Source organism: Burkholderia sp. SJZ089, from assembly GCF_007828315.1.
Classification (GTDB): domain Bacteria; phylum Pseudomonadota; class Gammaproteobacteria; order Burkholderiales; family Burkholderiaceae; genus Burkholderia; species Burkholderia gladioli.
Genome location: NZ_VIUM01000001.1, coordinates 668,420 through 690,769, shown reverse-complemented (window position 1 = coordinate 690,769; position 22,350 = coordinate 668,420). Strand labels below are relative to the sequence as shown.

General features: G+C 69.2%; 19 protein-coding genes. 11 read left to right on the top strand and 8 right to left on the bottom strand.

The genetic code is table 11. The features are described from left to right. Nucleotides 1-129: 129 nt before the first annotated feature. Nucleotides 130-1,047 (bottom strand): LysR substrate-binding domain-containing protein, encoded by a 918-nt coding sequence (locus FB600_RS02675; protein ID WP_098183107.1) that lies wholly within the window; start codon nucleotides 1,045-1,047, stop codon nucleotides 130-132. Nucleotides 1,048-1,144: 97 nt separating this feature from the next. On the opposite strand from FB600_RS02675, the gene FB600_RS37065 reads away from it, so the two are divergent. The 11 genes from FB600_RS37065 (at nucleotide 1,145) to FB600_RS02625 (ending at nucleotide 12,964) form a co-directional block, all read left to right on the top strand. Continuing rightward, nucleotides 1,145-1,795 carry a hypothetical protein gene (locus FB600_RS37065; protein WP_127837770.1) on the top strand — a complete coding sequence of 217 codons (651 nt, stop codon included), beginning with the start codon at nucleotides 1,145-1,147 and terminating at the stop codon, nucleotides 1,793-1,795. Beyond that, nucleotides 1,761-2,303 (top strand): hypothetical protein, encoded by a 543-nt coding sequence (locus tag FB600_RS37060; protein WP_186467840.1) that lies wholly within the window; start codon nucleotides 1,761-1,763, stop codon nucleotides 2,301-2,303. The genes FB600_RS37065 and FB600_RS37060 overlap by 35 nt, the downstream gene beginning before the upstream one ends. Next, entirely contained in the window at nucleotides 2,300-3,301 is a 1,002-nt protein-coding gene (locus tag FB600_RS02665) for a succinylglutamate desuccinylase/aspartoacylase family protein (protein WP_145756198.1), read from the top strand. Before FB600_RS37060 ends, FB600_RS02665 begins: the two co-directional genes overlap by 4 nt. A gap of 178 nt (nucleotides 3,302-3,479) precedes the next feature. Continuing rightward, nucleotides 3,480-4,034, top strand: a complete 555-nt coding sequence (locus FB600_RS02660) for a GNAT family N-acetyltransferase (RefSeq protein ID WP_013690684.1) — start codon at nucleotides 3,480-3,482, stop codon at nucleotides 4,032-4,034. Nucleotides 4,035-4,093: 59 nt separating this feature from the next. Next, nucleotides 4,094-5,044, top strand: coding sequence for an ABC transporter substrate-binding protein (locus FB600_RS02655; protein WP_096751418.1), 951 nt, complete (start codon nucleotides 4,094-4,096; stop codon nucleotides 5,042-5,044). A 189-nt stretch (nucleotides 5,045-5,233) separates the two neighbouring features. Continuing rightward, a complete protein-coding gene (locus FB600_RS02650) occupies nucleotides 5,234-7,777 on the top strand; it encodes a TonB-dependent receptor plug domain-containing protein (RefSeq protein ID WP_261383320.1) in 2,544 nt (847 codons plus the stop codon). A 136-nt stretch (nucleotides 7,778-7,913) separates the two neighbouring features. Continuing rightward, entirely contained in the window at nucleotides 7,914-8,915 is a 1,002-nt protein-coding gene (locus FB600_RS02645; RefSeq protein ID WP_145756196.1) for an LLM class flavin-dependent oxidoreductase, read from the top strand. Nucleotides 8,916-8,988: 73 nt separating this feature from the next. After that, nucleotides 8,989-10,323, top strand: coding sequence for an LLM class flavin-dependent oxidoreductase (locus tag FB600_RS02640; protein WP_098152783.1), 1,335 nt, complete (start codon nucleotides 8,989-8,991; stop codon nucleotides 10,321-10,323). A 19-nt stretch (nucleotides 10,324-10,342) separates the two neighbouring features. Beyond that, the gene (locus FB600_RS02635; protein WP_145756195.1) at nucleotides 10,343-12,148 is read left to right on the top strand and encodes an amino acid ABC transporter permease/ATP-binding protein; all 1,806 of its coding nucleotides are present in this window, start codon (nucleotides 10,343-10,345) and stop codon (nucleotides 12,146-12,148) included. A 25-nt stretch (nucleotides 12,149-12,173) separates the two neighbouring features. Then, a complete protein-coding gene (locus FB600_RS02630; RefSeq protein ID WP_145756194.1) occupies nucleotides 12,174-12,752 on the top strand; it encodes a GNAT family N-acetyltransferase in 579 nt (192 codons plus the stop codon). Between the two features lie 11 nt (nucleotides 12,753-12,763). Then, the gene (locus FB600_RS02625; RefSeq protein WP_145756193.1) at nucleotides 12,764-12,964 is read left to right on the top strand and encodes a hypothetical protein; all 201 of its coding nucleotides are present in this window, start codon (nucleotides 12,764-12,766) and stop codon (nucleotides 12,962-12,964) included. A gap of 88 nt (nucleotides 12,965-13,052) precedes the next feature. Here FB600_RS02625 and FB600_RS02620 read toward each other — a convergent pair whose 3' ends face one another. The 7 genes from FB600_RS02620 to FB600_RS02590 all read right to left on the bottom strand — a co-directional run bounded on the left by FB600_RS02620 (nucleotide 13,053) and on the right by FB600_RS02590 (nucleotide 22,047). Then, a complete protein-coding gene (locus FB600_RS02620) occupies nucleotides 13,053-15,242 on the bottom strand; it encodes a phosphocholine-specific phospholipase C (RefSeq protein WP_145756192.1) in 2,190 nt (729 codons plus the stop codon). A 100-nt stretch (nucleotides 15,243-15,342) separates the two neighbouring features. Continuing rightward, on the bottom strand, nucleotides 15,343-15,768 hold the full coding sequence (locus FB600_RS02615; RefSeq protein WP_124076673.1) for a hypothetical protein: 426 nt from the start codon (nucleotides 15,766-15,768) through the stop codon (nucleotides 15,343-15,345). Between the two features lie 404 nt (nucleotides 15,769-16,172). After that, complete coding sequence (locus FB600_RS02610; protein WP_145756191.1) at nucleotides 16,173-17,009, bottom strand: amidohydrolase family protein; 837 nt, start codon at nucleotides 17,007-17,009, stop codon at nucleotides 16,173-16,175. Beyond that, complete coding sequence (locus FB600_RS02605; protein WP_013690675.1) at nucleotides 17,006-18,022, bottom strand: hydroxyacid dehydrogenase; 1,017 nt, start codon at nucleotides 18,020-18,022, stop codon at nucleotides 17,006-17,008. Before FB600_RS02605 ends, FB600_RS02610 begins: the two co-directional genes overlap by 4 nt. Before the next feature lie 12 nt (nucleotides 18,023-18,034). Then, nucleotides 18,035-19,084 (bottom strand): LacI family DNA-binding transcriptional regulator, encoded by a 1,050-nt coding sequence (locus FB600_RS02600; RefSeq protein WP_145756190.1) that lies wholly within the window; start codon nucleotides 19,082-19,084, stop codon nucleotides 18,035-18,037. A gap of 19 nt (nucleotides 19,085-19,103) precedes the next feature. Beyond that, entirely contained in the window at nucleotides 19,104-21,011 is a 1,908-nt protein-coding gene (locus FB600_RS02595; protein ID WP_145756189.1) for a TRAP transporter large permease subunit, read from the bottom strand. A 4-nt stretch (nucleotides 21,012-21,015) separates the two neighbouring features. Further along, nucleotides 21,016-22,047 (bottom strand): TRAP transporter substrate-binding protein, encoded by a 1,032-nt coding sequence (locus tag FB600_RS02590; RefSeq protein WP_036055858.1) that lies wholly within the window; start codon nucleotides 22,045-22,047, stop codon nucleotides 21,016-21,018. Between the last annotated feature and the right edge of the window lie 303 nt (nucleotides 22,048-22,350).

The window sequence follows — 22,350 nt, the reverse complement described above, 5'->3', positions numbered from 1 at the left end:
TGGGCGGTCCGGGGCGCGCGGCGTGCCAGGAGGAATTCAGGTTCGATGCTAGAGGAGGCGTGCCGGCCGGCGAAACGAAATATTTGCATCCGCGCATGCGTGCCGTGCATGCGTGCGGGATGCGTGGGCTCAGGCGCTGATCAGCAGCTCGTTCGGCGCCGATTGCTGGGTCAGCCAGCGCTTGAACAGCGCCGCGGCGCGGTTCATCGAGCGCTCGTTGGGCGTGACGATGTAATAACCGCCGCCGTTGGTGGCACTCTCGCGGGTGGCTCGAACGAGTTGTCGCTCCTTCAGGTAGCTGTCGATCATCTGGTTCCAGCCGAGCACGAGGCCCTGCCCGTAGACGGCCATCTGGACCAACTGCGGATAGTGGTTCGCGACGATGATGCGCCGCTTCTTCGGTATCGCCACGCCATTCAGTTCGAACCATTCGTCCCACGACATCCACGGCCGCTGGCGGTCCTCGTGGGTCAGGAGCGTTTCCTCCACGAGTTCCGCCGGCGACAGCAACCGGCCGCCGAGATAGTCCGGCGAGCAGACCGGGAACACCTCCTCGTCGATCAGCAGTTGCGAATCGAGGTGCAATTCGCAGCGGTCGCGCAGGTAGTAGAGGCCGACGTCGAATTCCGACGGCGCGAGCGAGGCGAGGCTGTCGCGCACGATCAGGCGCAGGTTGATGTTCGGGTGAGCCGAGCAGAACGAGCGGAGCCGCGGCGTGAGCCATAGCGTACCGACGCCGGCCGAACAGGCGACGGCGAGATCGAGGTCGCCGTAGCGCTTCATGATCTCGAAGGTCGCCTCGGAGCATTCCTCGAGCAGCGCGCGGATGCGTCCGGCGTAACGTTCGCCGGCCACCGTCAGCCGCAACGCGCGCGGCTCGCGCAGGAACAGGGCGCGGCCCAGGAATTCCTCGAGCTGGCCGATCTGCCGGCTGATCGCGCTCTGGGTGAGATTGAGTTCGCTGGCGGCCCGGGTGAAGCTGGCGTGTCTGACCGACGCCTCGAACGCTATCAGACATTGCAGGGGTGGAAGGGGGGAGATTCGCATTGTCTCAGGCTCCGATGACGACTATGGCGATGACGTCTTTTAATTTGAGGAGGCGGCCAAGCGGCGGTGTCACGACCCGATGCACGAATGATGCCGGATGGCCGGTACGGCAAATCAGATCTCGACAGGCATCCGTATCTGCTTGAAACAAGTCATGCGCGATGAATTACCAACTCTCGAAGTCCGTTACGGTAATGTAAATAAAAAAAATCTCGTACGTGATTTTCGAAATGACTTCGACGATTTTCATAACCAAAAAAGGAGGGCATCGTCCGTGCCATGTCGAGGTGATTCGTTCGTCATCGTTTCAATCGATTCGATTGATTCTGAAAATTTTATTCTTAAGAAAGAATGTTGCCGTTTTTGTAAGATACGGAAACACCTGCCTGCGGCGTCGCCGCATGAACGGCGTGGAACCGGCCGTCCAGTCGGTAAGAACCGGATGAGGCCGAATCCGAAAGGTCAGGTGCGACATGGGATGGATTGCGCGATGACAAATAATCGCGGCCAGGACCGTGGGACCCGATCGTCATGCGAAGCAAAACCGAAGCCGCGTTTCTCGATATTGCCGATTTCTTGGCGGATGCCCGCGGCTAATCAAGGCGCACGGAATGGTCGGCGGGTCGGCCCGGTAATGAAGACGGTGTTGGATGCCAAAATATTTTTTCTGCGCCGTGAGCGGTCGTCCGACAAGCGCGCGATTGGCGATCGGCATGGCATCCATGGCATCCATGGGATCGCGGGATAAAGCGCCGCTGACGCGAGTGATCGAAAAATCTCGAACGAATAACAGGGGCTGCCGAAAAGAGCCAGACGACCTGAATATCGAGGCATGGCGCGAAGCGAATTCGAAGCGCGGCAACCCGGCATGCGCCGGCGCGCCGGCCCGGCGATGCCGTCCGCGTCGCGCTTCACCGATCGGCGGTTGCGGCGGCGCCCACGGCGCCCTGCCTGGACGCCCGCCGTTTGCCGAACTGCTCGATCCGCGGCCCGGTTTGTGTCGCATCCGGGCGCGGCGTATCGGCGGCGTATGTGAATATGTGTCACCGTTCCCGCCGATGGGTTCGTTTCACGACTCGCGCTTCGGCACCTCCGATGCTGTCGAGCGTGGGAACTCGTCCCATGCCCGGCGTTCGTCGCTGCCTTTTTCCTCACTCGAGAACCGTCTCATGAGCATACCGAACCACGACCCGATCCAGCAGCGCGAAGCCTGGCCGACCCGGCGCGAACCCGCGCGCGACGAGTCGGCATCATGAGCACGGTCAGCAGCGAGATCGACCTCGATGCCGAGGGCCGGCACGCCGGCTACCTGCGCCTGCCGCATTCGGTGCATCGCTCGGCCTATGGCTGGATTCCGGTGCCGATCGCCTCGCTGCGCCGCGGCGAGGGGCCGGTGGTGGTGCTGATGGCCGGCAATCACGGCGACGAATACGAGGGGCAGGTGCTGGTATCGAGCCTGATCCGCGAGCTCGATCCGGCCTGGTTGCGCGGACAACTGATCCTGCTGCCGATGGCGAACTTCCCGGCTGCCGAGGCGGGGCTGCGCACCTCGCCGCTGGACGGCGGCAACCTGAACCGCAGCTTTCCCGGTGACGCGCGCGGCGGCCCGACCGCGGCGATCGCCGAGTACCTGGAGCGCGAGCTGTTCGCGCGCGCCGATTACCTGGTCGACCTGCATTCGGGCGGCAGCTCGCTGCGCTACGACGGCGGCAACATGCTGGCGATCGAGCCGCGCGACGCCGGGGAGCACACGCGCCTGCGCGGGCTGCTGAATGCCATCGGCCTGCCGCGCGCCTTCCTGCATCGCGAGAACCCGGTGCTCAGCTCGGGCGCGGCGCGCCGGCAGGGCGCGATCGCGATCACCACCGAGCTGGGCGGCGGCGGCGAGCTGCGCCCGGCGCTGCTGCGCGAGGGCCGGCTCGGGCTGCTGCGGCTGCTGGCCCATGTCGGGCTGCTGCACGGCCCGCTGGTGCCCGCCGAGGCGCCGCGCGCGCCGACCCGCTTCTATCGCGTGACGGGCGGCGAGCAATACCTCTATGCGCACGATGCCGGCCTGTTCGAGCCGCTGGTCGAGCTCGGCGCGACGGTGGCGGCCGGCGACGCGGCCGCGCGCATTCACTTCCCCGACACGCCGCTGCGCGAGCCGGTGCTGTTGCGCTTCGCCGCCGCCGGCGAGCTGGTGTGCCGCCGCGTGCCGGCCGCCGTCCGGCGCGGCGACTGCCTGTTCCATCTGGCGTCGCCGCTCGACGCCTGAGCGGCGCCGCCGCCGGCCCGGCGGAGGGCCTCGCGCATCGCGCCGATCCGTGCTGCGCATAGCGGCGCGCGCGGGCATAAGGATCTGCCGAATGCTTGGTTAGTGGCAGGCCCGGGCGCTGCTATCTTGGCTTGCGTGCCGCGTGCCGGCAGGCATCGATCTCGATTCCCGGACCACCATGCTCCTCACCTACGACGTCGTCGACACCTCGCCCCTCGATCCGCTGGCCGAGCCGCTGCTCGGCGGGCTCGCCGCCGAATACGCGACGCGCTACCGCGAGTTCAGGCCGGGCGGGGTGGAGCAGGCGCGCCACGAGATCGATACCTACCCGGCCGAGCATTTCGCGCCGCCCTCGGGCGCCTTCGTGCTGCTGCTGCACGAGGGCGAGGCGGTGGGCGGCGGCGCATTCCAGCGTTACGACGCGAGCACGGCCGAGCTCAAGCGCATCTGGACCCACGATGCCTGGCGCCGCCGCGGCGTCGCGCGCCAGGTGCTCGACGCGCTGGAGGCGAGGGCGCGCGGGCAGGGTTATCGGCGTCTCTACCTGACCACCGGCTACCGCCAACCGGAAGCCGTGGGCCTGTACCTGGCGGCCGGCTACGCGCCGCTCTACGACCCGGCGATCCCGGTCGAGGTGCATTGGCGCCTGCCCTTCGGCAAGGACCTGCTGGAGAGCGCGCGCAGCGACACGCTGGCCGACCTGCGGCGCCCCGGGCCGCTCGGGCGGCGCTGAGCCCGAGCGGGCTGGCCGAGCCTGCTTTCTCCCCACGATACCAACCAGGACAAGACACGATGAACCAAGGCAGCACATTCCGAGCGACGATGGTGGGCCTGCTGGTGAGCGCCTTTGCATGGCTGGCGGTGCCGGCACAGGCCGCGACCCCGACCGCGGCCCTGAATCTGAGCCCCGACCAGCACGACCGCGTGCGGACCACCGCCGATCGCGCCGCGATCGCGGCGATCCCGGCCAGTTTCCCCTTCGTCACCAAGGGCGAGCTGACCGTCGGCCTGGCCCCCTCGTCACCGCCGCTCGACACCTATGCTTCCGACGCGAAGACCCTGGTGGGCTACGATCCCGACCTCGCCCAGCTGGTGGCCGACGGCCTGGGCCTCAAGCTGAAGCTGGTGCCGCTGGCCTGGGCCGACTGGCCGCTGGCGGTGGCATCGGGCAAGGTCGACGCGGTGCTGTCGAACGTGACCGTCACCGAGGAGCGCAAGGAGAAGTTCGACTTCTCGACCTATCGCCGCGACGTGCTGGGCTTCTACGTGCCGAACGGCAGCCGGATCCAGGCGATCCGCGATCGCCGCGACGTGGCGGGGCTGCGCATCATCACCGATTCGGGCACCAACCAGGAAAAGATCCTGCTGGCCTGGGACAAGCAGAACGTCGCGCAGGGGCTCAAGCCGGTGCAGGTGATCTACTTCGACGACGTGGCCGCACGCTATCTCGGCCTGGTAGCGGGGCGCGCCGACGCGATCTTCAGCGTCAACGCCACGCTCGCCTACCAGCAGTCGCGCACGCACGATATCCGCGCGGTCGGCACCGTCAGCGGCGGCTGGCCGCTCACGGCCGAGGTGGCCGTCACCACCCGCAAGGGCAGCGGGCTGGCCGCGCCGATCACGCTGCTGCTCAACGACCTGATCAAGAACGGCAAGTACCGCCAGGTGCTGGAGCGCTGGAACCTCGGTGCCGAGGCGATCGACGCCGCGCGCACCAACCCGCCAGGTCTGCCGAAGAGCTGACCCGAAGCCCGGCCGGCCCGTCCGGGCTCGGCCGATTCACTTAGTCATGCGAAGCAGGAAGGCCGTCGCGACGACGACGGCCGGCCTCGTCGCGCGTGCCAGCGAGGCTCGCGCGCGACCACGCTCGTCTCGTACACGGGATAGTCGATGCGGTCAGAGCAAAGGGAACACAGGGCAAGCGCGCGCGGCATGGCCGTCGCGCCTTGGCGGTGGGCGACGGCCGGCGCGCTGGCGCTGGCCTGCGGCTCGGCCTGGGCGCGGGCCGCCGCGCCGGCGACGAAGGATGCGGGCACGAGCCATGATCCGCAGGGACAGGCGAGGCCAGGCGGCTCGCCGCTCGCGCCGGCCGTGCACGCGGCGCCCGACGCTGGCGTGACGCCCGCGGTAATCGTAGCGACGGCGGGAACGACGGCGGGCGCGACGGCAGGCACGGCAACCGGCGCGCCCGTCACGGTGCGCCAGGACGCCGTGGTGGTGACCGGCGCGCGCACGCAAACCCGCGCCAGCCAGAGCCTCACGCCGGTCGACGTGATCGGCGGGGCGCAACTGCAGCAGACCGGCGCGGCCAACCTGCGCGACGCGCTGGTGCGGCTCTCGCCCTCGATCACACGCGAGTCCTATGCGGGCGACACGGCGGTGCTGACCGACGTGCTGTCGATGCACGGCCTCACGCCCGACCACGTGCTGGTACTGGTGAACGGCAAGCGCCGCCACACCACGGCCAACATCTCGCTGGACGGCGGCCTGAACCAGGGTTCCACCGGCGTCGACATCTCCACCATCCCGGTGGCGTTGATCGACCATATCGAGATCCTGCGCGACGGCGCGGCCGCGCAATACGGCTCGGATGCGATCGCAGGCGTGATCAACATCATCCTGCGACGCAACTCTCGCGGCGGCTCGGTCGAGTCGAGCAACGGCCAGACCTATGCCGGCGACGGCTTCCGCAACAACGAATCGGCCGTGGCGGGCTTCAACCTGGGCGGCAACGGCTTCCTCGACCTGGCCGCCGATTTCTCGCGGCAGAACCACACGGTGCGCACCGGCCCCGACGATTATTTCGGCCGCTTCGCGCCGGGGCAGGGCTACGCCAACCCGATCGAGGGCGACCCGGCCAGCACCCGGACCTCGGTGGGCTTCAATGCCGGCTACCACCTCGGCGATTCGGTCGAGCTGTACGGCTTCGGCACCTACGCGCACCGGCGCGGCGAGGCCTACCAGAACTTCCGTCCCGGCACGGTGCTGCCGGCCGTCTACCCGAACGGCTTCTCGCCGGTCGAGACCGTCAACGAGAACGACTTCTCGGTCACCGCCGGCATCAAGGGCGAGAACCTGTTCGGCTTCAGCTGGGATCTCAGCTCGACCTACGGCGGCAACTACGAATCCTTCGGCCTGCTCGATTCCGCCAACACGGGCCTGTACGGCACGCAGGGCAATACGCCCACCAGCTTCCACCTGTCGACGGTCAGCAGCACCCAGCTGACCAACAACCTCGACCTGTCGCGCGCCTTGCGCCTGCCGCTGCTGCCGGCGCCGCTGTCGGTGTCCTTCGGCCTGGAGCAGCGCCACGAGACCTACAGCGTCTCGCCCGGCGACGAGGCTTCCTACCTGCTGGGCGGCGCGCAGGCGCTGCCGGGGCTGGCGCCGGTCAGCGCGAGCCGTTCCTCGCGCGACGTGCTGGGCACCTATGTGGATCTTTCGACGCTGATCACGCCGCGCTGGAAGATCGACCTGGCCGGCCGCTTCGAGCACTACAGCGACGTGGGCGACACCGCCAACGGCAAGCTCGCCACGCGCTACCAGTTCTCGCCGGCGCTGGCCGTGCGCGGCAGCGTCAGCACCGGTTTTCGCGCGCCCTCGCTGGCCGAGGAGAACTACACCAACGTCAACGTCTCGCCGGCCTCGGCCAACGGGCTGCTGGCCGCCAATTCGGGCGCGGCCCGGCTGATCGGCGCGCAGCCGCTGAAATCGGAGAAATCCACCAACTTCAACCTCGGCCTGGTGCTGACGCCCACCCGCGACCTGAACCTGGCGATCGACGCCTATCAGATCGACATCCGCGACCGCATCGTGGAGGGCGGTACCGCCTCGGGCACGGCCGCCATCGCCGCGCTGCAGGCGGCCGGCCTGTCGGTGCCGGGCAGCGTGCCGGCCTCGTCCGTCTCGGCCAGCTACTTCACCAACGGCGCCGACACGCGCACCCGCGGCCTCGACCTGACGGGCACCTGGCATACCGGCTTCGGCGCCTACAGCCAGGTGGACTGGGACCTCGGCGTGAACTTCAACACCACCTCGGTGACGCGCGCCGGCACCACCGCCAGCGGCGCGCCGCAGCTCAACGCGCAGCAGATCGCCTGGCTCACCACCTCCACGCCGAAGAACCGCGTGATCGTCGGCGGCACCTGGCATCGCGACAAGTGGGCCGTGACGATCCACGAGACGCGCTTCGGCCCCACCACCAGCGAGGAAACCTACATCGTCGGCCCGAATGCCTTCTCGACCACGCAGTTCCTGCGCTTCCGGAACGCCGCGAAATACACCACCGATATCGAGGTCCGCTACGACCTCACGAAGCGGTTCCAGGTCGCGCTGGGCGCCATCAACCTGTTCGACGCGAAGCCTTCCGAGCTGCCCTACGAGGCGCAGTTGGAAGGGATCCGCTACGACTCGGCGGCGGCCACCATCGGCGCGAACGGCGGTTTCTACTACGCGCGCCTGCGTTACGCGTTCTGAGCTTTTCGTCATATGCATCGCAGGAATTGCTCGAACGGCGCGCCGCGCGACTGACCATAATCGATGGATGCCACGCCGATGTCGGGCGACATCCAAACTTCCCGCCGGGCCCGCTCCCGGATTGGAATCCGCAATCATGAGCTATACCGTTTCGCTTCTCGACAAGAGCCCGATCCCCGAGGGCGGCACCGCGGCCGAGGCCCTGCAGGCCACGCTGCGCCTGGCGCGGCGCGCCGAGGCGCTCGGCTACCGGCGCTTCTGGGTGGCCGAGCACCATGGCTCGCCCACGCTGGCCAGCTCGGCGCCCGAGGTGCTGATCGCGCACCTGCTGGCCGTCACCTCCTCGATCCGCATCGGCTCGGGCGGCGTGATGCTGCAGCACTACAGCCCCTTCAAGGTGGCCGAGACCTTCCGGCTGCTGGCCGCGCTGGCGCCGGGCCGCGTCGATCTCGGCATCGGCAAGGCGCCGGGCGGGCTGCCGGCCACCACGCGCGCGCTGCAGGCCCGGCACGATCGCGCGACGCGCACGTCGTTCGATGCGCTGTTCGCCGAGCTCGACGGTTTCGTGAGCAAGGGCGCGAGCGAGGATCCCGCGCTGGCCGGCGCGCAAGCCTTCCCGCAGCCTGGCGAGGCGCCGCAGCGCGTGCTGCTGGGCGGCAGCCCGTCGAGCGCGACGCTGGCGGCGCGCCACGGCTGGCAGTTCTGCTATGCCGGCCACTTCAACGGCGACGTGGCGAACATCGAGCGCTCGATCGAGGCCTATCGCGAGGCCAGCGGCCGCGCGCCCTTGCTGGCGCTCTACGCCTACGCGGCCGAATCGGGCGAGACGGCGCGCGACGCGCTGGGCGCGCTGCGCATCGTCAAGCTGCACCTGCCCGACGGGCAGGCCGTGAACCTGCCCAACGAGGCGGCGGCTGCCGCCTACGCGGCGCAGGTGGGCGCCAGCGACTACCGGCTCGAGGAACTGCGCCCGCACGCGGCGGCCGGCACCGGCGAGGCGATCCGCGCCGAACTCGACGCGCTGCACCGTCGCTTCGGCATCGAGGAGTTCGTGATCGACACGCCGGTGGCCGAACACGCCAGGCGCCTGGCCTCGATCGAGGCGATCGCCGGCGCGCTGGATACGGTGCCGGCCTGAGCCGGAAAACTGCGGCGTCGCGCGAGCGGCGCCTTTCACCTTGTGCTTCGTTCAACTGATTGCGGATCCCGACATGACCCGGAAAAACCTCAGCTTCGGCATCATGCTGCATGGCGCGGGCGGCCATATGAACGCCTGGCGGCACCCGTCCGGCCCGGCCGACGCGAGCGTCAACTTCGGCTTCCTCACGCGCATCGCGCGCGAGGCGGAAGCCAACGGCATCGCCTTCGCCTTCGTGGCCGATGGCCTCTATATCAACGAGCGCTCGATCCCGCACTTCCTGAACCGCTTCGAGCCGATCTCGGTGCTGTCCGCGCTGGCCGTGGCGACCACCAAGCTGGGCCTGGCCGGCACGCTGTCGACCTCGTACAGCCACCCGTTCACGGTGGCGCGGCAGTTCGCGTCGCTCGACCTGCTGAGCGGCGGGCGCGCCGGCTGGAACGTGGTGACCTCGCCGCTGGAAGGCTCGGCGAAGAACTACGGCGGCCAGCATCCCGATCACGCGCTGCGCTACGAGATCGCCGACGAGTACCTGGAGGTGGTGCAGGGCCTGTGGGACAGCTGGGACGACGACGCCTTCGTGCGCGAGCGTGCCAGCGGCCGCTTCTTCGATCGCGACAAGCTGCACACGCTCGACCACAAGGGGCGCTTCTTCGAGGTGGCGGGGCCGCTGAACATCCAGCGCTCGCCGCAAGGGCAGCCGGTGATCTTCCAGGCCGGCTCGTCGGATGCCGGCATCGAACTGGCCGGCAAGTACGCCGACGCGGTGTTCACGCATTCGCCCTCGCTGGAGGAGACCCGCGAATTCGCCGAGCGCGTGCGCGCCAGCGCCGTCAGGCACGGCCGCGCGGCCGGCGACGTGAAGCTCTATCCGGGCATCGGGCCGATCGTCGGCGCCACCCGCGAGGAGGCCGAGGCCAAGCATCGCGCGATCCGCGAGCTGGTCGGCATCGACGAGGCGCTGGCCTACCTGGGCCGTTTCTTCGACCATCACGACTTCCGCCAGTACCCGCTCGACGCGCCGTTCCCCGAGCTCGGCGAGATCGGCCGCAACAGCTTCCGCTCCACCACCGACCGCATCAAGGCCGAGGCCAGGGCCAGCGGCGCGACGCTGCGCCAGGTGGCGCTCGACGTGACCACGCCGAAGGCGCAGTTCCTCGGCACCGGCGAGAGCATCGCCGAGGAGCTGATACGCTGGTTCGACGCCGGCGCGGCCGATGGCTTCATCCTCGGCTTCCCGGTGCAGGCCGAAGGCTTCGACGACTTCGTGCGCCACGTGATTCCGGCGCTGGAAGCGCGCGGGCGCTACCAGCGCGAGCTGACCGGGCAGACCTTGCGCGACCATCTCGGCCTGCCGCGCCGCGAGAGCCGGCACGCCCGCCAGGCCGCCGAACACGCCGCCGCCTGAGCCCGAAGGAGTCCAGATCATGAACGACAGCTCCCGGAACATCGCGGCTCTCCCGCTCGGTGCGGGCACCCTCGGCGAGGCGGGCGCGCCCGACGACTACCGGCACCTGCGTATCGTGCCGAACCGGCGCCTGGCGCGCATCGCCGGCAGCGTGCTGGCGTTCGCGCTGCTCGCGCTGGTGCTCGACTCGGTGCTCGGCAATCCGCGCTGGGAATGGGGCGTGTTCGCGCAGTGGTTCTTCGCCGCGCCGGTGCTCGACGGGCTCGCCAAGACCCTGGTGCTGACCCTGGTGGGCGGCACGGCCGGCTTCGCGCTGGCGCTGCCGGTGGCGTTGGCGCGCCTGTCCGTCTCGCCGCTGCTGCGCGCGCTGGCCTGGGGCTACATCTGGCTGTTCCGCTCGATCCCGCTGATCGTGCTGCTGCTCCTGCTGAACAACCTCGGCTATCTCTACGAGACGGTGCATATCGCCGTGCCCTTCACCGGGCATGTGCTGCTCGATGCGCCCACCACCGGGCTCGTCACGCCCTTCATGGCGGCCGCGATCGGCCTCACGCTGAGCCAGGCCGCGTTCTCGGCCGAGGCGATCCGCGGCGGGCTGCTGTCGGTCGACCATGGCCAGCGCGAGGCCGCCGCCGCGCTGGGCCTGCCGCGCGGCCGGCAGATCCGCCGCATCATCCTCCCGCAGGCGATGCGCAGCATCCTGCCCGCGGCCTTCAACGACCTGGTCGGCCTGGCCAAGAGCACCTCGGTGGTCTACATCCTCGCCATGCCGGACCTGTTCTATACCGTGCAGATCATCTACCACCGCAACCTGGAGGTGATTCCGCTGCTGATGGTGGCCACCGTCTGGTACCTGGTGATCCTCACCGGCTTGTCGGCCCTGCAGGGGCTGGTGGAGCGGCATTTCTCGCGCGGCGCGACGCGCGAGGGCGTGGCGCCGTCGCGGTTCGCGGCCGTGCTGCGGGGGCTGCTTGCCGGCGCGCGCCGTGCCGGCCGTGCGCGCGACATCGCCACGGCGCAAGCCGATGTCGATGCCGCGTCGGTCGCGAGCTGGGCCGAACGCCGCGCGGGCGGCGCGGTGCGCATCCACCAGGTGTCCAAGCGCTACGGCGCCAACACCGTGCTCGATCGCCTCTCGCTGAGCGTGGCGCCGGGCAGCGTGACGGTGATCCTCGGCCAGTCGGGCTCGGGCAAGTCCACGCTGCTGCGCTCGATCAACCACTTCGAGCGCGTCGACGACGGCTTCATCGAGATCGACGGCGAGCTGGTCGGCTATCGCCGCGACGGCGACACGCTGCGCGAGCTGCGGGAAGGCGAGATCCTGCGCCGACGTGGCAGCGTCGGCATGGTGTTCCAGGGCTTTCACCTGTTTCCACACCTGAACGTGCTGGACAACCTCGTGGAAGCGCCGCTGGCGGCCGGCGTGCCGCGCGAGCGCGCCGAACGCGAGGCGCGCGCGCTGCTGGCACGCGTCGGGATGGCCGACAAGGCCGAGGCCTGGCCCCGCCAGTTGTCGGGCGGCCAGCAGCAGCGCGTGGCGATCGCGCGGGCGCTGGCGCTCAAGCCCAAGGTGCTGCTGTTCGACGAGCCCACCTCGGCGCTCGATCCCGAGCTGGTCAAGGAGGTGCTCGACGTGATCCGCCAACTGGCGAACTCGGGCACCACGCTCTTGATCGTCACGCACGAGATCGGCTTCGCGCGCGAGGTGGCCGACACCATCGTGTTCATGGACGGCGGCCGCGTGCTCGAATCGGGGCCGCCCTCGCGCGTGCTGATCGAGCCGGCCCATCCGCGCACGCGCGATTTCCTGTCGAAGGTGCTGTGATGCGTCAGCGAGGAGGGAGCTTGGGATGAGCGTGGCAGCGAGCGAGGCGCCGGCGGCGCGAGAAGTGGCGCGTTCGGGCGCGAGCGAGGTGTTTGTCGGCGTGAGCGTCGTCGATCCGCGCTCGCGGCCGCTGTTCGAGGAACTGGCCTACGAATACGGCAGCCGCTACGCCGGGCTGGTCGATCCCGAGGCGCTGCGCGAGGAGTTCGTGCGTTATCCGCCCGAGCATTTCGAGCCGCCGCTCGGCGCGCTGGTGTTGCTGCTGCGCGAGGGCATCGCGATCGCGGGCGGCGCCTTCATGCCTCACGCCGAGGCCGGCACCACCGAGTTCAAGCGCATCTGGGTGGCCCGCGAGCATCGCGGGCAGGGCTTGTCGCGGCGCGTGCTGGCCGAGCTGGAGCGGCGCGCGCTGGGGCTCGGCTACACGCGCGTCTATCTCAGCACGGGGCCGCGCCAGCCCGAGGCGATCGGCTTGTACCGGAGCAGCGGTTATCGGCTGTTCTACGCGCACGATTTCGGCGAGGACGTGGAACCCGGTTATCGCTTCGACAAATGGCTGGCCGGCGGAAGCGATGCGGCGCTTGCCGAAGCCACGGCGGGCTGAGTTCGCGAACCATGGCCTGCACCGGTGAATCCCTGCGAAAGATCGATCACGCCGGCCGCGCCCGGGCGAGCGGCGAGCACGAGAACGAGAACGACAGCGAAGCCGCGCTGGCCTGGCGCCTGCTCGGCGCGCACCTGGCCGGCCTGGTTTTCTGCGTGGCGATCCTGGCGGCCGCGACGGTGCTCGTGCGCGGCGTGCTGCACGTGATCTGAAACGGCGACGCCACCGGCACGCGGTGCCGGTGGCGTCCCTGACCGACCCCGCGCGAGCGGGGCCGGCTTGGCGGGCTGGCTCGACCGCTCAGGCGTCGAGCCTGTCCGGCAGGTCCAGGTCCTGCATCGCGATCGCCGTCGGCGAGGAAGTGATCGAGCTCGGCAGTTCGGTCACCACCTGCGTGGCGGCCGGATCGCTGAAGCTGCTCTTGCCGTTCTCCACGTGGCCGGCGGCGCGCCAGGCGAAGGCCGCGCCGTCGGAGACGGTCAGGTCGTACCACTGGTGGCTGTGCTTGAGCGTCCAGACTTCCTCGACGAAACCTTCCGACGGGATCGAGAAGTGGCGCGTCTGCGCGCCGTAGGCGTTATCCGTGACGGACAGCTTCACGGCCTTGGCCCCCTTGTTGCTGATCTTCAGCATGACGTTGCCGTTGGCCGCGTCGTAGCCCACCACCACCACCGGCTTGGCTGACTTGTTCCGGGTCTTCCTGTCCTGCGGGATCGCGCCGACGAACTGGCGCACGAAACCGTTCGGGCCATACACCAGGAAGTTGTAGACGCCGTCCGTGCCGGCCAGGTTGAAGGTGTCGGCGATCGACTTGCCGGCCTCCACCGTGTAGCGCCACGGGCCGTCGCCGCGGTTGGTCGAGTACACGTAGAAGCTCGCGCCCACCTTGCCCGTGTTCGAGAAGTTGATCTGGAATTCGTTGTCCTTGGTGAGTTCGCGACCGTTGGCGTGCAGCTCGTAGGGCAGGGCGCGCGCGGCGCGCACGCCGGCTTCCTGCGCCTTGATCGAGCTGGGGCTCGGCACCGCCGGCACCACCGCCTTGGGGTTCTGGCAGGACGCGTCGGACATCGCCTGGTAGTTGCTGGTGTTCGGCAGCGTCGGGAACGCGGCATCCGGCGTGCTGAAGTCGAAGCAGCTCAGCAGGTCGCCCGACACGGCGCGGCGCCACGGGCTGATGTTCGGCTCCATCACGCCGAAGCGCTGCTCGATGAAGCGGATCACCGAGGTGTGGTCGAACACCTGCGAGTTGACGTAGCCGCCCTTGGTCCAGGGCGAGATCACGATCATCGGCACGCGCGGGCCCATCCCGTAGGGCAGGTTGTCGGCCGTGTAGCTGCCGCCGCGCAGCGGGTTCACCACGTTGTGGATCTCGGCGCTCACGTCCACCGTCGACAGGCCCTGGGCGCGGTTGGTCGGCGGTTGCGGCGGGGCGATGTGGTCGAAGAAGCCGTCGTTCTCGTCGTACATCAGGAAGAAGGCGGTCTTGCTCCACACATCCGGGTTCGCGGTCAGCGCGTCGAGGATCTGGGCGATGTAGGTCGCGCCGTAGGCCGGCGTGTAGCTCGGGTGCTCGGAATAGATCGCCGGCGGGCACAGCCAGGAGACCTGCGGCAGCTGGTTGGCCAGCACGTCGTTCTTGAGGTCGACCAGGGTGCGTACCGCGTTGCCGCGCGTCTGCAGCGCGGAGCCGGCCGGCGCGTTGATGAAGTTGGCGAAGTTCGGCAGCATGTTGGTGCCGTAGTTGCCGTTCACCGGATCGTTGCCGTTTACGCCCTGCTGGTAGAGCTGCCAGGAGATGCCCGCGGCCTGCAGGCGCTCCGGGTAGGTGGTCCAGGTCAGCAGGTCCCACTTCGGCGGCAGGTCGTTGTCGACCGCGTCGTTGTTGTCCAGCAGCGGGCCGCCCTGCTTGCCGGTCGGGTCCACCATGCCGGTCATCAGGTAGGTGCGGTTCGGGTGCGTCGGCCCCGGCATCGAGCAGAAATAGTGATCGCAGATCGTGAACGCGTCGGCCAGTGCGTAGTGGAAGGGGATGTCCTCGCGCACGTGGTAGCCCATCGTCAGGTCGGACTTGTTGGCCGGCCAGGCGTCCATGCGGCCGTTGTTGATCGCGTTGTGGGTCGGGTACCAGCTGTGGTCCAGGTCGCCCAGGCACTCGCTGATCTTGTTGACGTTGTAGCGGAACGGCAGCACCGGCGTCTGCGGGTTGGCCTTGGACGGCTGGAACCAGACCGGCTGGCCGCTGGCCAGGGGGATCGGGAAGCGGTCGTTGTAGCCGCGCACGCCGCGCAGGTGGCCGAAGTAATGGTCGAACGAGCGGTTTTCCTGCATCAGCACCACGATGTGCTGCACGTCCTGGATCGAACCCGTGCCGGAAGCCGCCGGAATGGCGAGCGCCTTGCGGATCGCATCGGGGAACACCGTCAGGGCAGCGGCTGCGCCGGCCGTCGAGGCGGCGGTCTGCAGGAAGCGTCGTCGATTGTAGGTAGACATGGTCGGGCCTCTCGTGAGAGATACGGTGATACGTTTGTGGGCGGCTTGCTATTGGTGAACTGCCGGGAACTGCCAGGACTGCTGAGGACTTCGGTGCCGGTCAGTTGCTGGCGTCCGCCGCGGGCTCGGGCGGGTAGTGGACGACCGGGGTGGACTGCTCGGCGGCCAGCCAGGCCGACTCGCCGTGGCTGGGATCGATGATTGGCGCCAGCGCCCGGGTGGCGCGCGGCGGATCGACGGTTTCGGTCACGCCGGCCGACATCGCGATGGCCGGCGAGGGCGGGTCGATCGGGGAGGTGTCGTGCGGCGTGTCGGCGATGGGCGGCGCGGCGGCGGGGGCCGTGCCGGGGGCGCTGGAATCGGGCGCGGTGCCGAAGCGGCTGGCGCCGCCCGCGTTATCGGCCGGGTGCAGCGAGAGCGCCGCGAAATCCTGTCGCGAGGACGCGGCGCCGGCCGGATTTCCCTTGTCGCAGCCGGCCAGCATCAGCAGCGCGGCCAGCACCACCAGAACCCTCGATTCTTTCATTTTGCCGACCTGTGATTATGTTCGAATTCAAGATGGCGATATCTTGATTCAAGGCCGATGTCATATTTGTGAATGGAATGGCGATCCTGATTGTTCGATTCGAGATTGCTTGTTTTCAGTGTGGTGTAAAGCGTAATTGAAATGCTGTTGAAAGCGATTCGGCTCGATGAAAGTGCCTGCGGTGCCTGATTTTTGCGGATTTGGGCGTGGTATCGCCGGGGGATTGCCGATTCGATTCGTATTTCGGATCAAGTATTTTTTATCGAATTAGGGAATCGATTTGGGTAAATTGTTCCGTATTGAAAATCGAGGTATTGAAGATGCGAGGCGCGGATCGAGCTTGTAAATTTTTTAATTCGATGCCGATCGGCGGCCACCGCGATCGGGTGGCCGCCCGAGTTTCTTCAGGCCGCGCCGTCGCCTGCCGCGAACCCATACAGCTCGGCCGGATTGGTCACCAGGATCCGCGCCAGCGTGGCGCTGCTGCTGAGGTTGCCGATCGCCCAGTCGAGCAGGGCCGCGTCGTCGGGCACCGGCTTCACGTTCGGATGCGGCCAGTTCGAGGCCCACAGGCAGCGTTCGGGGTAACGCGCGGCCAGCTCGCGCGCGATCCAGGCCACGTCCTGGTAGGCGGGCGGCCCCTCGCGCGAGCTCTCATAGGGCGCCGACAGCTTGATCCAGCAGCGCCCGCCGTCGAGCAGCCGGCACAGCGCCGCGAAGGCCTCGCCGTCGGCGGCCACCGGCCCGAGGAACTTGCCGAGATGGTCGATCACCAGCCGCGTGGGCAGGCGCGCGAGCAGCGTCTCGTAGTCGGGCAGGGTGCGGCCGTCCAGTTGCAGGTTGATGTGCCAGCCGAGCGCGGCGATGCGCGAGGCCAGCGGCGTGAGCGCATCCCAGCCCAGCACGCCGCCGCGCAGCATCATGAAGCGCAGCCCGCGCATGCCGCCCGCGTGCAGGCGCTGCAGTTCCCCGTCGTCCACGCCGGGCTCCACCACCGCCACGCCGCGCGCGCCGTCGCCGAGCTGCTCGATCGCGGCCAGCGTGCAGCGGTTGTCGGTGCCGTAACCGGTCGGCTGCACCACCACCACGCGCGACAGGCCGAGCGCGCGCTGCATGTCGCGATAGGCGGTGGCGGGCGCCGGCGGCGGCACGAAGGTCGCGCTCGGGGCGAGCGGGTAGGCGTCGTCGTAGACGTGGACATGGCAGTCGCAGGCGCCTGCCAGCGCGTGCACCGGGCTCATCGGTTCGGCTCCTGGAGTTCGATCGGCTGGCGACGCGCCAGGCGCGTGGCATGGGCGGCATTCACGGCGCCGGCGGGGATGCGCCCCTGCAGCAGCGCCTCGACCTGGGCGACGGTCTCGAGCGACTGGTGCTCGATCGCGCCGGGCGTGAGGCCGCCCACGTGCGGCGTGGCGATCACCAGCGGATGCGCGGCCAGCCGCGCCGAGGGCATCTGGTCGGCGGCCATGCCGACGTCGAGCGCGCAGCCGCCGAGCCGGCCGCCGTCGAGCGCGGCCAGCAGGGCCGCCTCGTCCACCAGCTCGCCGCGCGCCGCGTTGACGAACACCGCGCCGGGCTTCATCGCCGCGAAACGCTCGGCGTTCATCAACTGCGCCGTGTCGGCATTGGCCGGCGCCAGGCACACCACGTAGTCGGCCTCGCCGAGCAGGGCCTCGAGCCCGGCCTGGTGCATGCGCAGGTCGGTGACGGTGGCGAACGGGTCGGCCACCACCACGCGCATGCCGAAGGCCAGCGCCAGCTCGCACAGATAGCGCGAGATCTGTCCGTAGCCGATCACGCCGAGCGTGGCGCCGCGCAGCTCGCGGCCCATGCGCGGCACCGGGCGCTCGCCGCGGCGGTAGGCGGCGGCGTAGTCGGTGGTCGAGCGCGACAGGTCCAGCATCGCGCCGATCACCCACTCGCTGACGGCGGCCATGAAGCCGGCGCTGGCCTGCGTGATCAGCACGCCGTGCTCGCTGGCGGCGGCCACGTCGATGGTGCGGATGTCGACCGCGCAGCGCGCGAAGGCGAGCAGCGCCGGCAGCGCCTCGAACAGCGCGCGCGGCGCCGGCGTCTGGCGATAGCCGATGATGATGTCGGCATCGCGCGCCGCCTCGATCAGCTCCGCGGTGCTCAGCTCGCGGTCCTCGGGGTTGAAGCGCGCCTCGGCGATCGCGCCCAGCGCGGCCGTGGCGTGCGCGCCGAAGTAATGGTCGAGCATCGAGCGCGGATGGCTCACGAATACCTGGGTCATGTGAAGAGTCCCTTAAGGCCGGGTCCGGGACGGACGCGCGACCGATTCGCGCTCGACGAGCGCGATGTCCGTAAAGAGCGTGGGCTCGTGTTCGCGGGGGCTGTCGGGGGCGCGCATCACGCGCTCCACCATCGCCGCGGCCATCGCCGGCACCGGCAGTTGCACGGTGGTCAGCGCCGGGTTCGAGATCGCGCCGAGGAAATGGCCGTCCATGCCGACCACGGAAATATCCTCCGGCACGCGCAGGCCCGCCTCGCGCAGGCCGGCCATCAGGCCCAGCGCCATCAGGTCGTTGACGGCCACGATGCCGCTCGGGCGCTCGGCGTCGAGCGCGAGCCGGCGCGCCAGCTCCAGGCCGTTCTGCGCGATCATCGAATCGCCGTATTCGTCCACGTGGCCGCTGTCGAGCACGCGCGCGCTGGCGGCCAGGCCCGCCTCGGCCGCGGCGGCCAGGAAGCCGTCGATCTTGTCGCGGCGGCTCATGGTGATGCCGGCCAGGGTGGCGTAGGCCAGCCGCGTGTGGCCGTGCTCGATCAGGTGGCGCGTGGCCAGGCGCGCGGCGCCGAAGTTGTCGGGCGTGACGTGGTCGATGCGGCTGGGTTCGCCGTCGGTCGCGCGGCGGTCGTAGCTGACCACCACCATGCCGCGCGCGGCGGCGGTCTCCAGGTGGCCCTCGTCGGCCAGCGAGGAGAGCACGATCACGCGGCGCACGCCCTGCGAGAACAGGTCCTCGAAGAACGAGGCTTCCTTGCGCGGGTCGCGGTAGGTGTTGCCGATCAGCACGCGATGGCCGTAGCGCTCCTGCGCGAGCGTCTCGATCTCGCGCGCGATGTAGCCGAACATCGGGTTGGCGATCGAGGGCAGCAGCAGGCCGACCAGCGGCGTCTGGCCGGTCTTGAGCTGGCGCGCGAGCTTGCTGGGGCGATACTGCAGCGCCTCCATCGCGGCCCGCACGCGCGCCAGCGTGTCCTCGCGCATCTGGTCGACGCGGCCGTTGAGGACGTTCGATACCGTGCTGACGGACACGCCGGCCTCGCGTGCGACATCCTGAATGGTGCTCATGTCTGGATCTTGTTACCGGCTACAGGCCGAGCCGGGTCGGCAACCACAGGGAAAACGACGGTACCAGGATCAGTACCACGAGAGCCGCGCACAATACCACCAGATATTTGAGCATGGGGCGCGCCACCGCCTTCACCTCGGTGCCGGTGATCGCGCAGGTCGCGAACAGGCCCAGGCCGATGGGCGGCGCGAACAGGCCCAGCCCCATCGCCACCACGATCACGGTGCCGAAGTGCAGCGGGTTGATGCCCAGCTGCATGGCGATCGGGGTGAGCAGCGGGCCGAAGATGATCAGCGCCGGCGCGCCTTCCAGCACCGCGCCGAACACGATCATCAGCAGTACCGACAGAATGATGAACATGGTGGGCCCGTATTGATGCGCGAAGGCGATCATCGAATCGGACACCAGCATCGGCACCTGCTCGATGGTCAGCGCGAAGGACACGCTGGAGGCCGCCGCCACGATGAACAGGATGCTGCTGGCCATCGAGGCGGCGCGCACGAACACGCGCAGGATCAGCCGGGGGTTCAGCTCGCGGAACGCCAGCCAGCCCACCAGCAGCGCATACACCACCGCGAAGGCCGAGACTTCCGTCGAGGTGGCGATGCCCGAGGTCACGCCCTTGCCGATCATGGTGATCATCAGCAGGGCCACCAGCGCGCCGCCCAGCAGCGGCAGCCAGTTGCGCGGGTTGGGCAGCGCCGCGGCCAGGTCGATGCGGCGCCCGGCGATCACGGTCACCGCGGCCAGCGCGACGGCCAGCACCGCGGCCGGCACCACGCCGGCCAGGAACAGCCCCGCGATCGAGATATTGGCGACGAAGCCCATGATGATCATGTTCACGCAGGGCGGGATGGTTTCGGCCATCACCGCGCTGGCGGCCAGCAGCGCCGCGGCCTCGTCGGGATCCTCGCGGCTCTGGCGCACCGCCGGCATCACCACGCCGCCCACCGCGGCGATATCGGCCAGCTTGGAGCCCGACACGCCCGAGAAGAAGGCGGTGGCGATGATGGTGATCAGGCCCAGGCCGCCGCGCACGCGCCCGAACAGGCGCAGCAGCAGCTCGATCAGGCGCGAGGACATGCCGTTGCTTTCCATCAGCAGGCCGGCCAGCACGAAGAAGGGGATCGCCAGCAGCACGAAGTGATCGGTGCCCGCCATCACCTGCTGCGCGTAGACCAGCATCGGCAGCGAGGGTTCGGCGAGGAAGTAGAGCAGGGCCGAGAAGGCCAGCACGAAGCCGATCGGCACGCCCAGCAGCAGGCCGCCCACGAAGCCGGCCGCCATCAGCAGGCCCGGGCCGATCGCGTGGGCCGGCGCGAGCGCGTTCCAGCCGAACACGGCGCCCGCCACCAGCAGGCACAGCACCAGCGAGCGCAGCACCTCGCGGCGCGGGCCGTTCAGGGCATTGGCCAGGCCGAACACGGTCATGAAGGCGCTGCCGGCCGCCAGCGGATAGACGTTGATGCAGGCGGGCAGGCCGCTGGGCGTCTGCTGGCCGAAGGAATCGAGCAGCAGGAACACCGAGGACACGCAGAGGTTGCCCGCCACCGCGGCGATCACCCAGTGGCCGGCCTGCACCAGGGTGGCTTGCCAGCGCCCGGGCAGCATGCCGCGGAACAGGTCGACGCCGACGTGCTGGCTGCGTGCCAGCACGCTGGCCGCGCCGCAGAACACCAGCACGATCATCAGCGCGCCCGCCACCTCCTCGGCCCAGTCCACCGGGTCGTGCAGGAAGTAGCGGTAGATCACCGAGACGAACACCACGGCCACGTCGGCCGCGAGCACGGCCGCGCAGAAATACTCGATGCCGTGCAGCAGCGCGGCCAGGCCGCGCGCCAGCGGCGTGCCGGCCCGGGCGGCGGCCGGCGCGGCGAGCTCGGGCGAGGCCGCCGAGGGATCGGGCGAGGTGGACAGGGCGCGCATGGCCTCAGCTCCGCGCGGCCGCGATGGCCTGGAACAGCGGCGAGGTGGCCGGGTATTGCTTCGAGAAGCTCGCGTAGAGCTGGGTCTGCATGGTGTGGCGCACCGCATCGCGGTCGGCCGGCGACATCGGCGTGAAGCGCATGCCGTGCTGCTTGAGCTGCTGCTCGGCGTTGGCGGCGGTCTGGATCGCGGCCTGGCGCTGCTTGGCGGTGGCGTCCTGCATGGCGGCCTGGAAGGCCGGGCGCAGCGCCTCGGGGATCTTGGCCAGCGCGCGGCGGCCCATCACCGCCACCACCGGGCTGAACACGTGCTGGGTCTGCCAGCAGGACTTCACCACCTCGTCGAACTTGCTGGCCAGCACGGTCGCGCAGTCGTGCTCGAAGCCGTCCACCACGCCCGTCTGCGCGGCCATGTAGAGCTCGCCGATCGGGATCGGCGTGGGCACCGCGCCCATCAGCCGGAAGGTGTCCATGAAGGCCGGCGTGGGCAGCACGCGCAGCTTCAGGCCCTTCAAGTCCTGCAGCGACTGCACCGGCTTCTTGGTGAACACGTTGCGCCCGCCGAACGAGTAGCCCCAGGCCACCGCCGAGCAGCCGGCGCGCTGCTGCAGCAGCTTGTCGAACGAGGCGCCCACCGAGCGGTCCATGGCGCGGCCGACGTGGTCGAAGCCGTCGAACAGGTAGCCGAGGTCGAGCATGCCGAGCTCGGGCAGCACGGTCGCCCAGATCGAGGAGCCCGACACCATCATGTCCACCGCGCCCACCTTGACCTGCTGCACCACGTCGCTTTCCTTGCCGAGCTGGCTGTTCGGGAAGAAGTCGATGCGGATCCTGTCGCCCACGCTGGCCTTCAGGTTCGCCGCCAGGTGCTGGTACCAGACGTAGTGCGCGGCGTTCTCGTTGGCCGGCATCGACGAGGACAGCCGCAGCGCGACCGGTGAATCGGCGCGCGCGATGGCCGGCAGGCCGAGGCTCGCGGCCGCGAGCGATGCCGCCGAGGCGGTCTGGAGGAAGCGTCTGCGGGAAGTCGACTGCATGTGGTGTCTCCTGGTTGCCGTTGCCGCGCAGCGGGCGAAGGCTGGTTCGTGATTGAAGGTGTCCCGTATCGGCGCGGCCCGTCGCTCGACACTGTATCGATTTAGTGTATCGATACAGTAAACGTCGTCGGGATCGGATGTCATTGGGGTTTGCCCTTGTGGGGCGGGCGTGCCCGTTCCTGGTGCCTTTTTGAGACGACGAGGCGAAGCCATGAACCGAATTACGATTCAAGCCGCTGGCGCGCGGGCCGTTAACCGCGGTTACGCAGCGTCGGATCCCCCGACGCTCATTCCGTTAATTAG

Bases quoted from the DNA above. Each gene is read 5' to 3' on its own strand.
- FB600_RS37060 (WP_186467840.1), top strand. From the start codon at position 1,761: ATGGCATCCATGGCATCCATGGGATCGCGGGATAAAGCGCCGCTGACG.
- FB600_RS02605 (WP_013690675.1), bottom strand. From the start codon at position 18,022: ATGACCCAGGTATTCGTGAGCCATCCGCGCTCGATGCTCGACCATTAC.
- FB600_RS02645 (WP_145756196.1), top strand. From the start codon at position 7,914: ATGAGCTATACCGTTTCGCTTCTCGACAAGAGCCCGATCCCCGAGGGC.
- FB600_RS02600 (WP_145756190.1), bottom strand. From the start codon at position 19,084: ATGAGCACCATTCAGGATGTCGCACGCGAGGCCGGCGTGTCCGTCAGC.
- FB600_RS02640 (WP_098152783.1), top strand. From the start codon at position 8,989: ATGACCCGGAAAAACCTCAGCTTCGGCATCATGCTGCATGGCGCGGGC.
- FB600_RS02615 (WP_124076673.1), bottom strand. From the start codon at position 15,768: ATGAAAGAATCGAGGGTTCTGGTGGTGCTGGCCGCGCTGCTGATGCTG.
- FB600_RS02635 (WP_145756195.1), top strand. From the start codon at position 10,343: ATGAACGACAGCTCCCGGAACATCGCGGCTCTCCCGCTCGGTGCGGGC.
- FB600_RS37065 (WP_127837770.1), top strand. From the start codon at position 1,145: ATGGCCGGTACGGCAAATCAGATCTCGACAGGCATCCGTATCTGCTTG.
- FB600_RS02610 (WP_145756191.1), bottom strand. From the start codon at position 17,009: ATGAGCCCGGTGCACGCGCTGGCAGGCGCCTGCGACTGCCATGTCCAC.
- FB600_RS02650 (WP_261383320.1), top strand. From the start codon at position 5,234: ATGGCCGTCGCGCCTTGGCGGTGGGCGACGGCCGGCGCGCTGGCGCTG.
- FB600_RS02655 (WP_096751418.1), top strand. From the start codon at position 4,094: ATGAACCAAGGCAGCACATTCCGAGCGACGATGGTGGGCCTGCTGGTG.
- FB600_RS02625 (WP_145756193.1), top strand. From the start codon at position 12,764: ATGGCCTGCACCGGTGAATCCCTGCGAAAGATCGATCACGCCGGCCGC.
- FB600_RS02590 (WP_036055858.1), bottom strand. From the start codon at position 22,047: ATGCAGTCGACTTCCCGCAGACGCTTCCTCCAGACCGCCTCGGCGGCA.
- FB600_RS02665 (WP_145756198.1), top strand. From the start codon at position 2,300: ATGAGCACGGTCAGCAGCGAGATCGACCTCGATGCCGAGGGCCGGCAC.
- FB600_RS02620 (WP_145756192.1), bottom strand. From the start codon at position 15,242: ATGTCTACCTACAATCGACGACGCTTCCTGCAGACCGCCGCCTCGACG.
- FB600_RS02675 (WP_098183107.1), bottom strand. From the start codon at position 1,047: ATGCGAATCTCCCCCCTTCCACCCCTGCAATGTCTGATAGCGTTCGAG.
- FB600_RS02630 (WP_145756194.1), top strand. From the start codon at position 12,174: ATGAGCGTGGCAGCGAGCGAGGCGCCGGCGGCGCGAGAAGTGGCGCGT.
- FB600_RS02660 (WP_013690684.1), top strand. From the start codon at position 3,480: ATGCTCCTCACCTACGACGTCGTCGACACCTCGCCCCTCGATCCGCTG.
- FB600_RS02595 (WP_145756189.1), bottom strand. From the start codon at position 21,011: ATGCGCGCCCTGTCCACCTCGCCCGATCCCTCGGCGGCCTCGCCCGAG.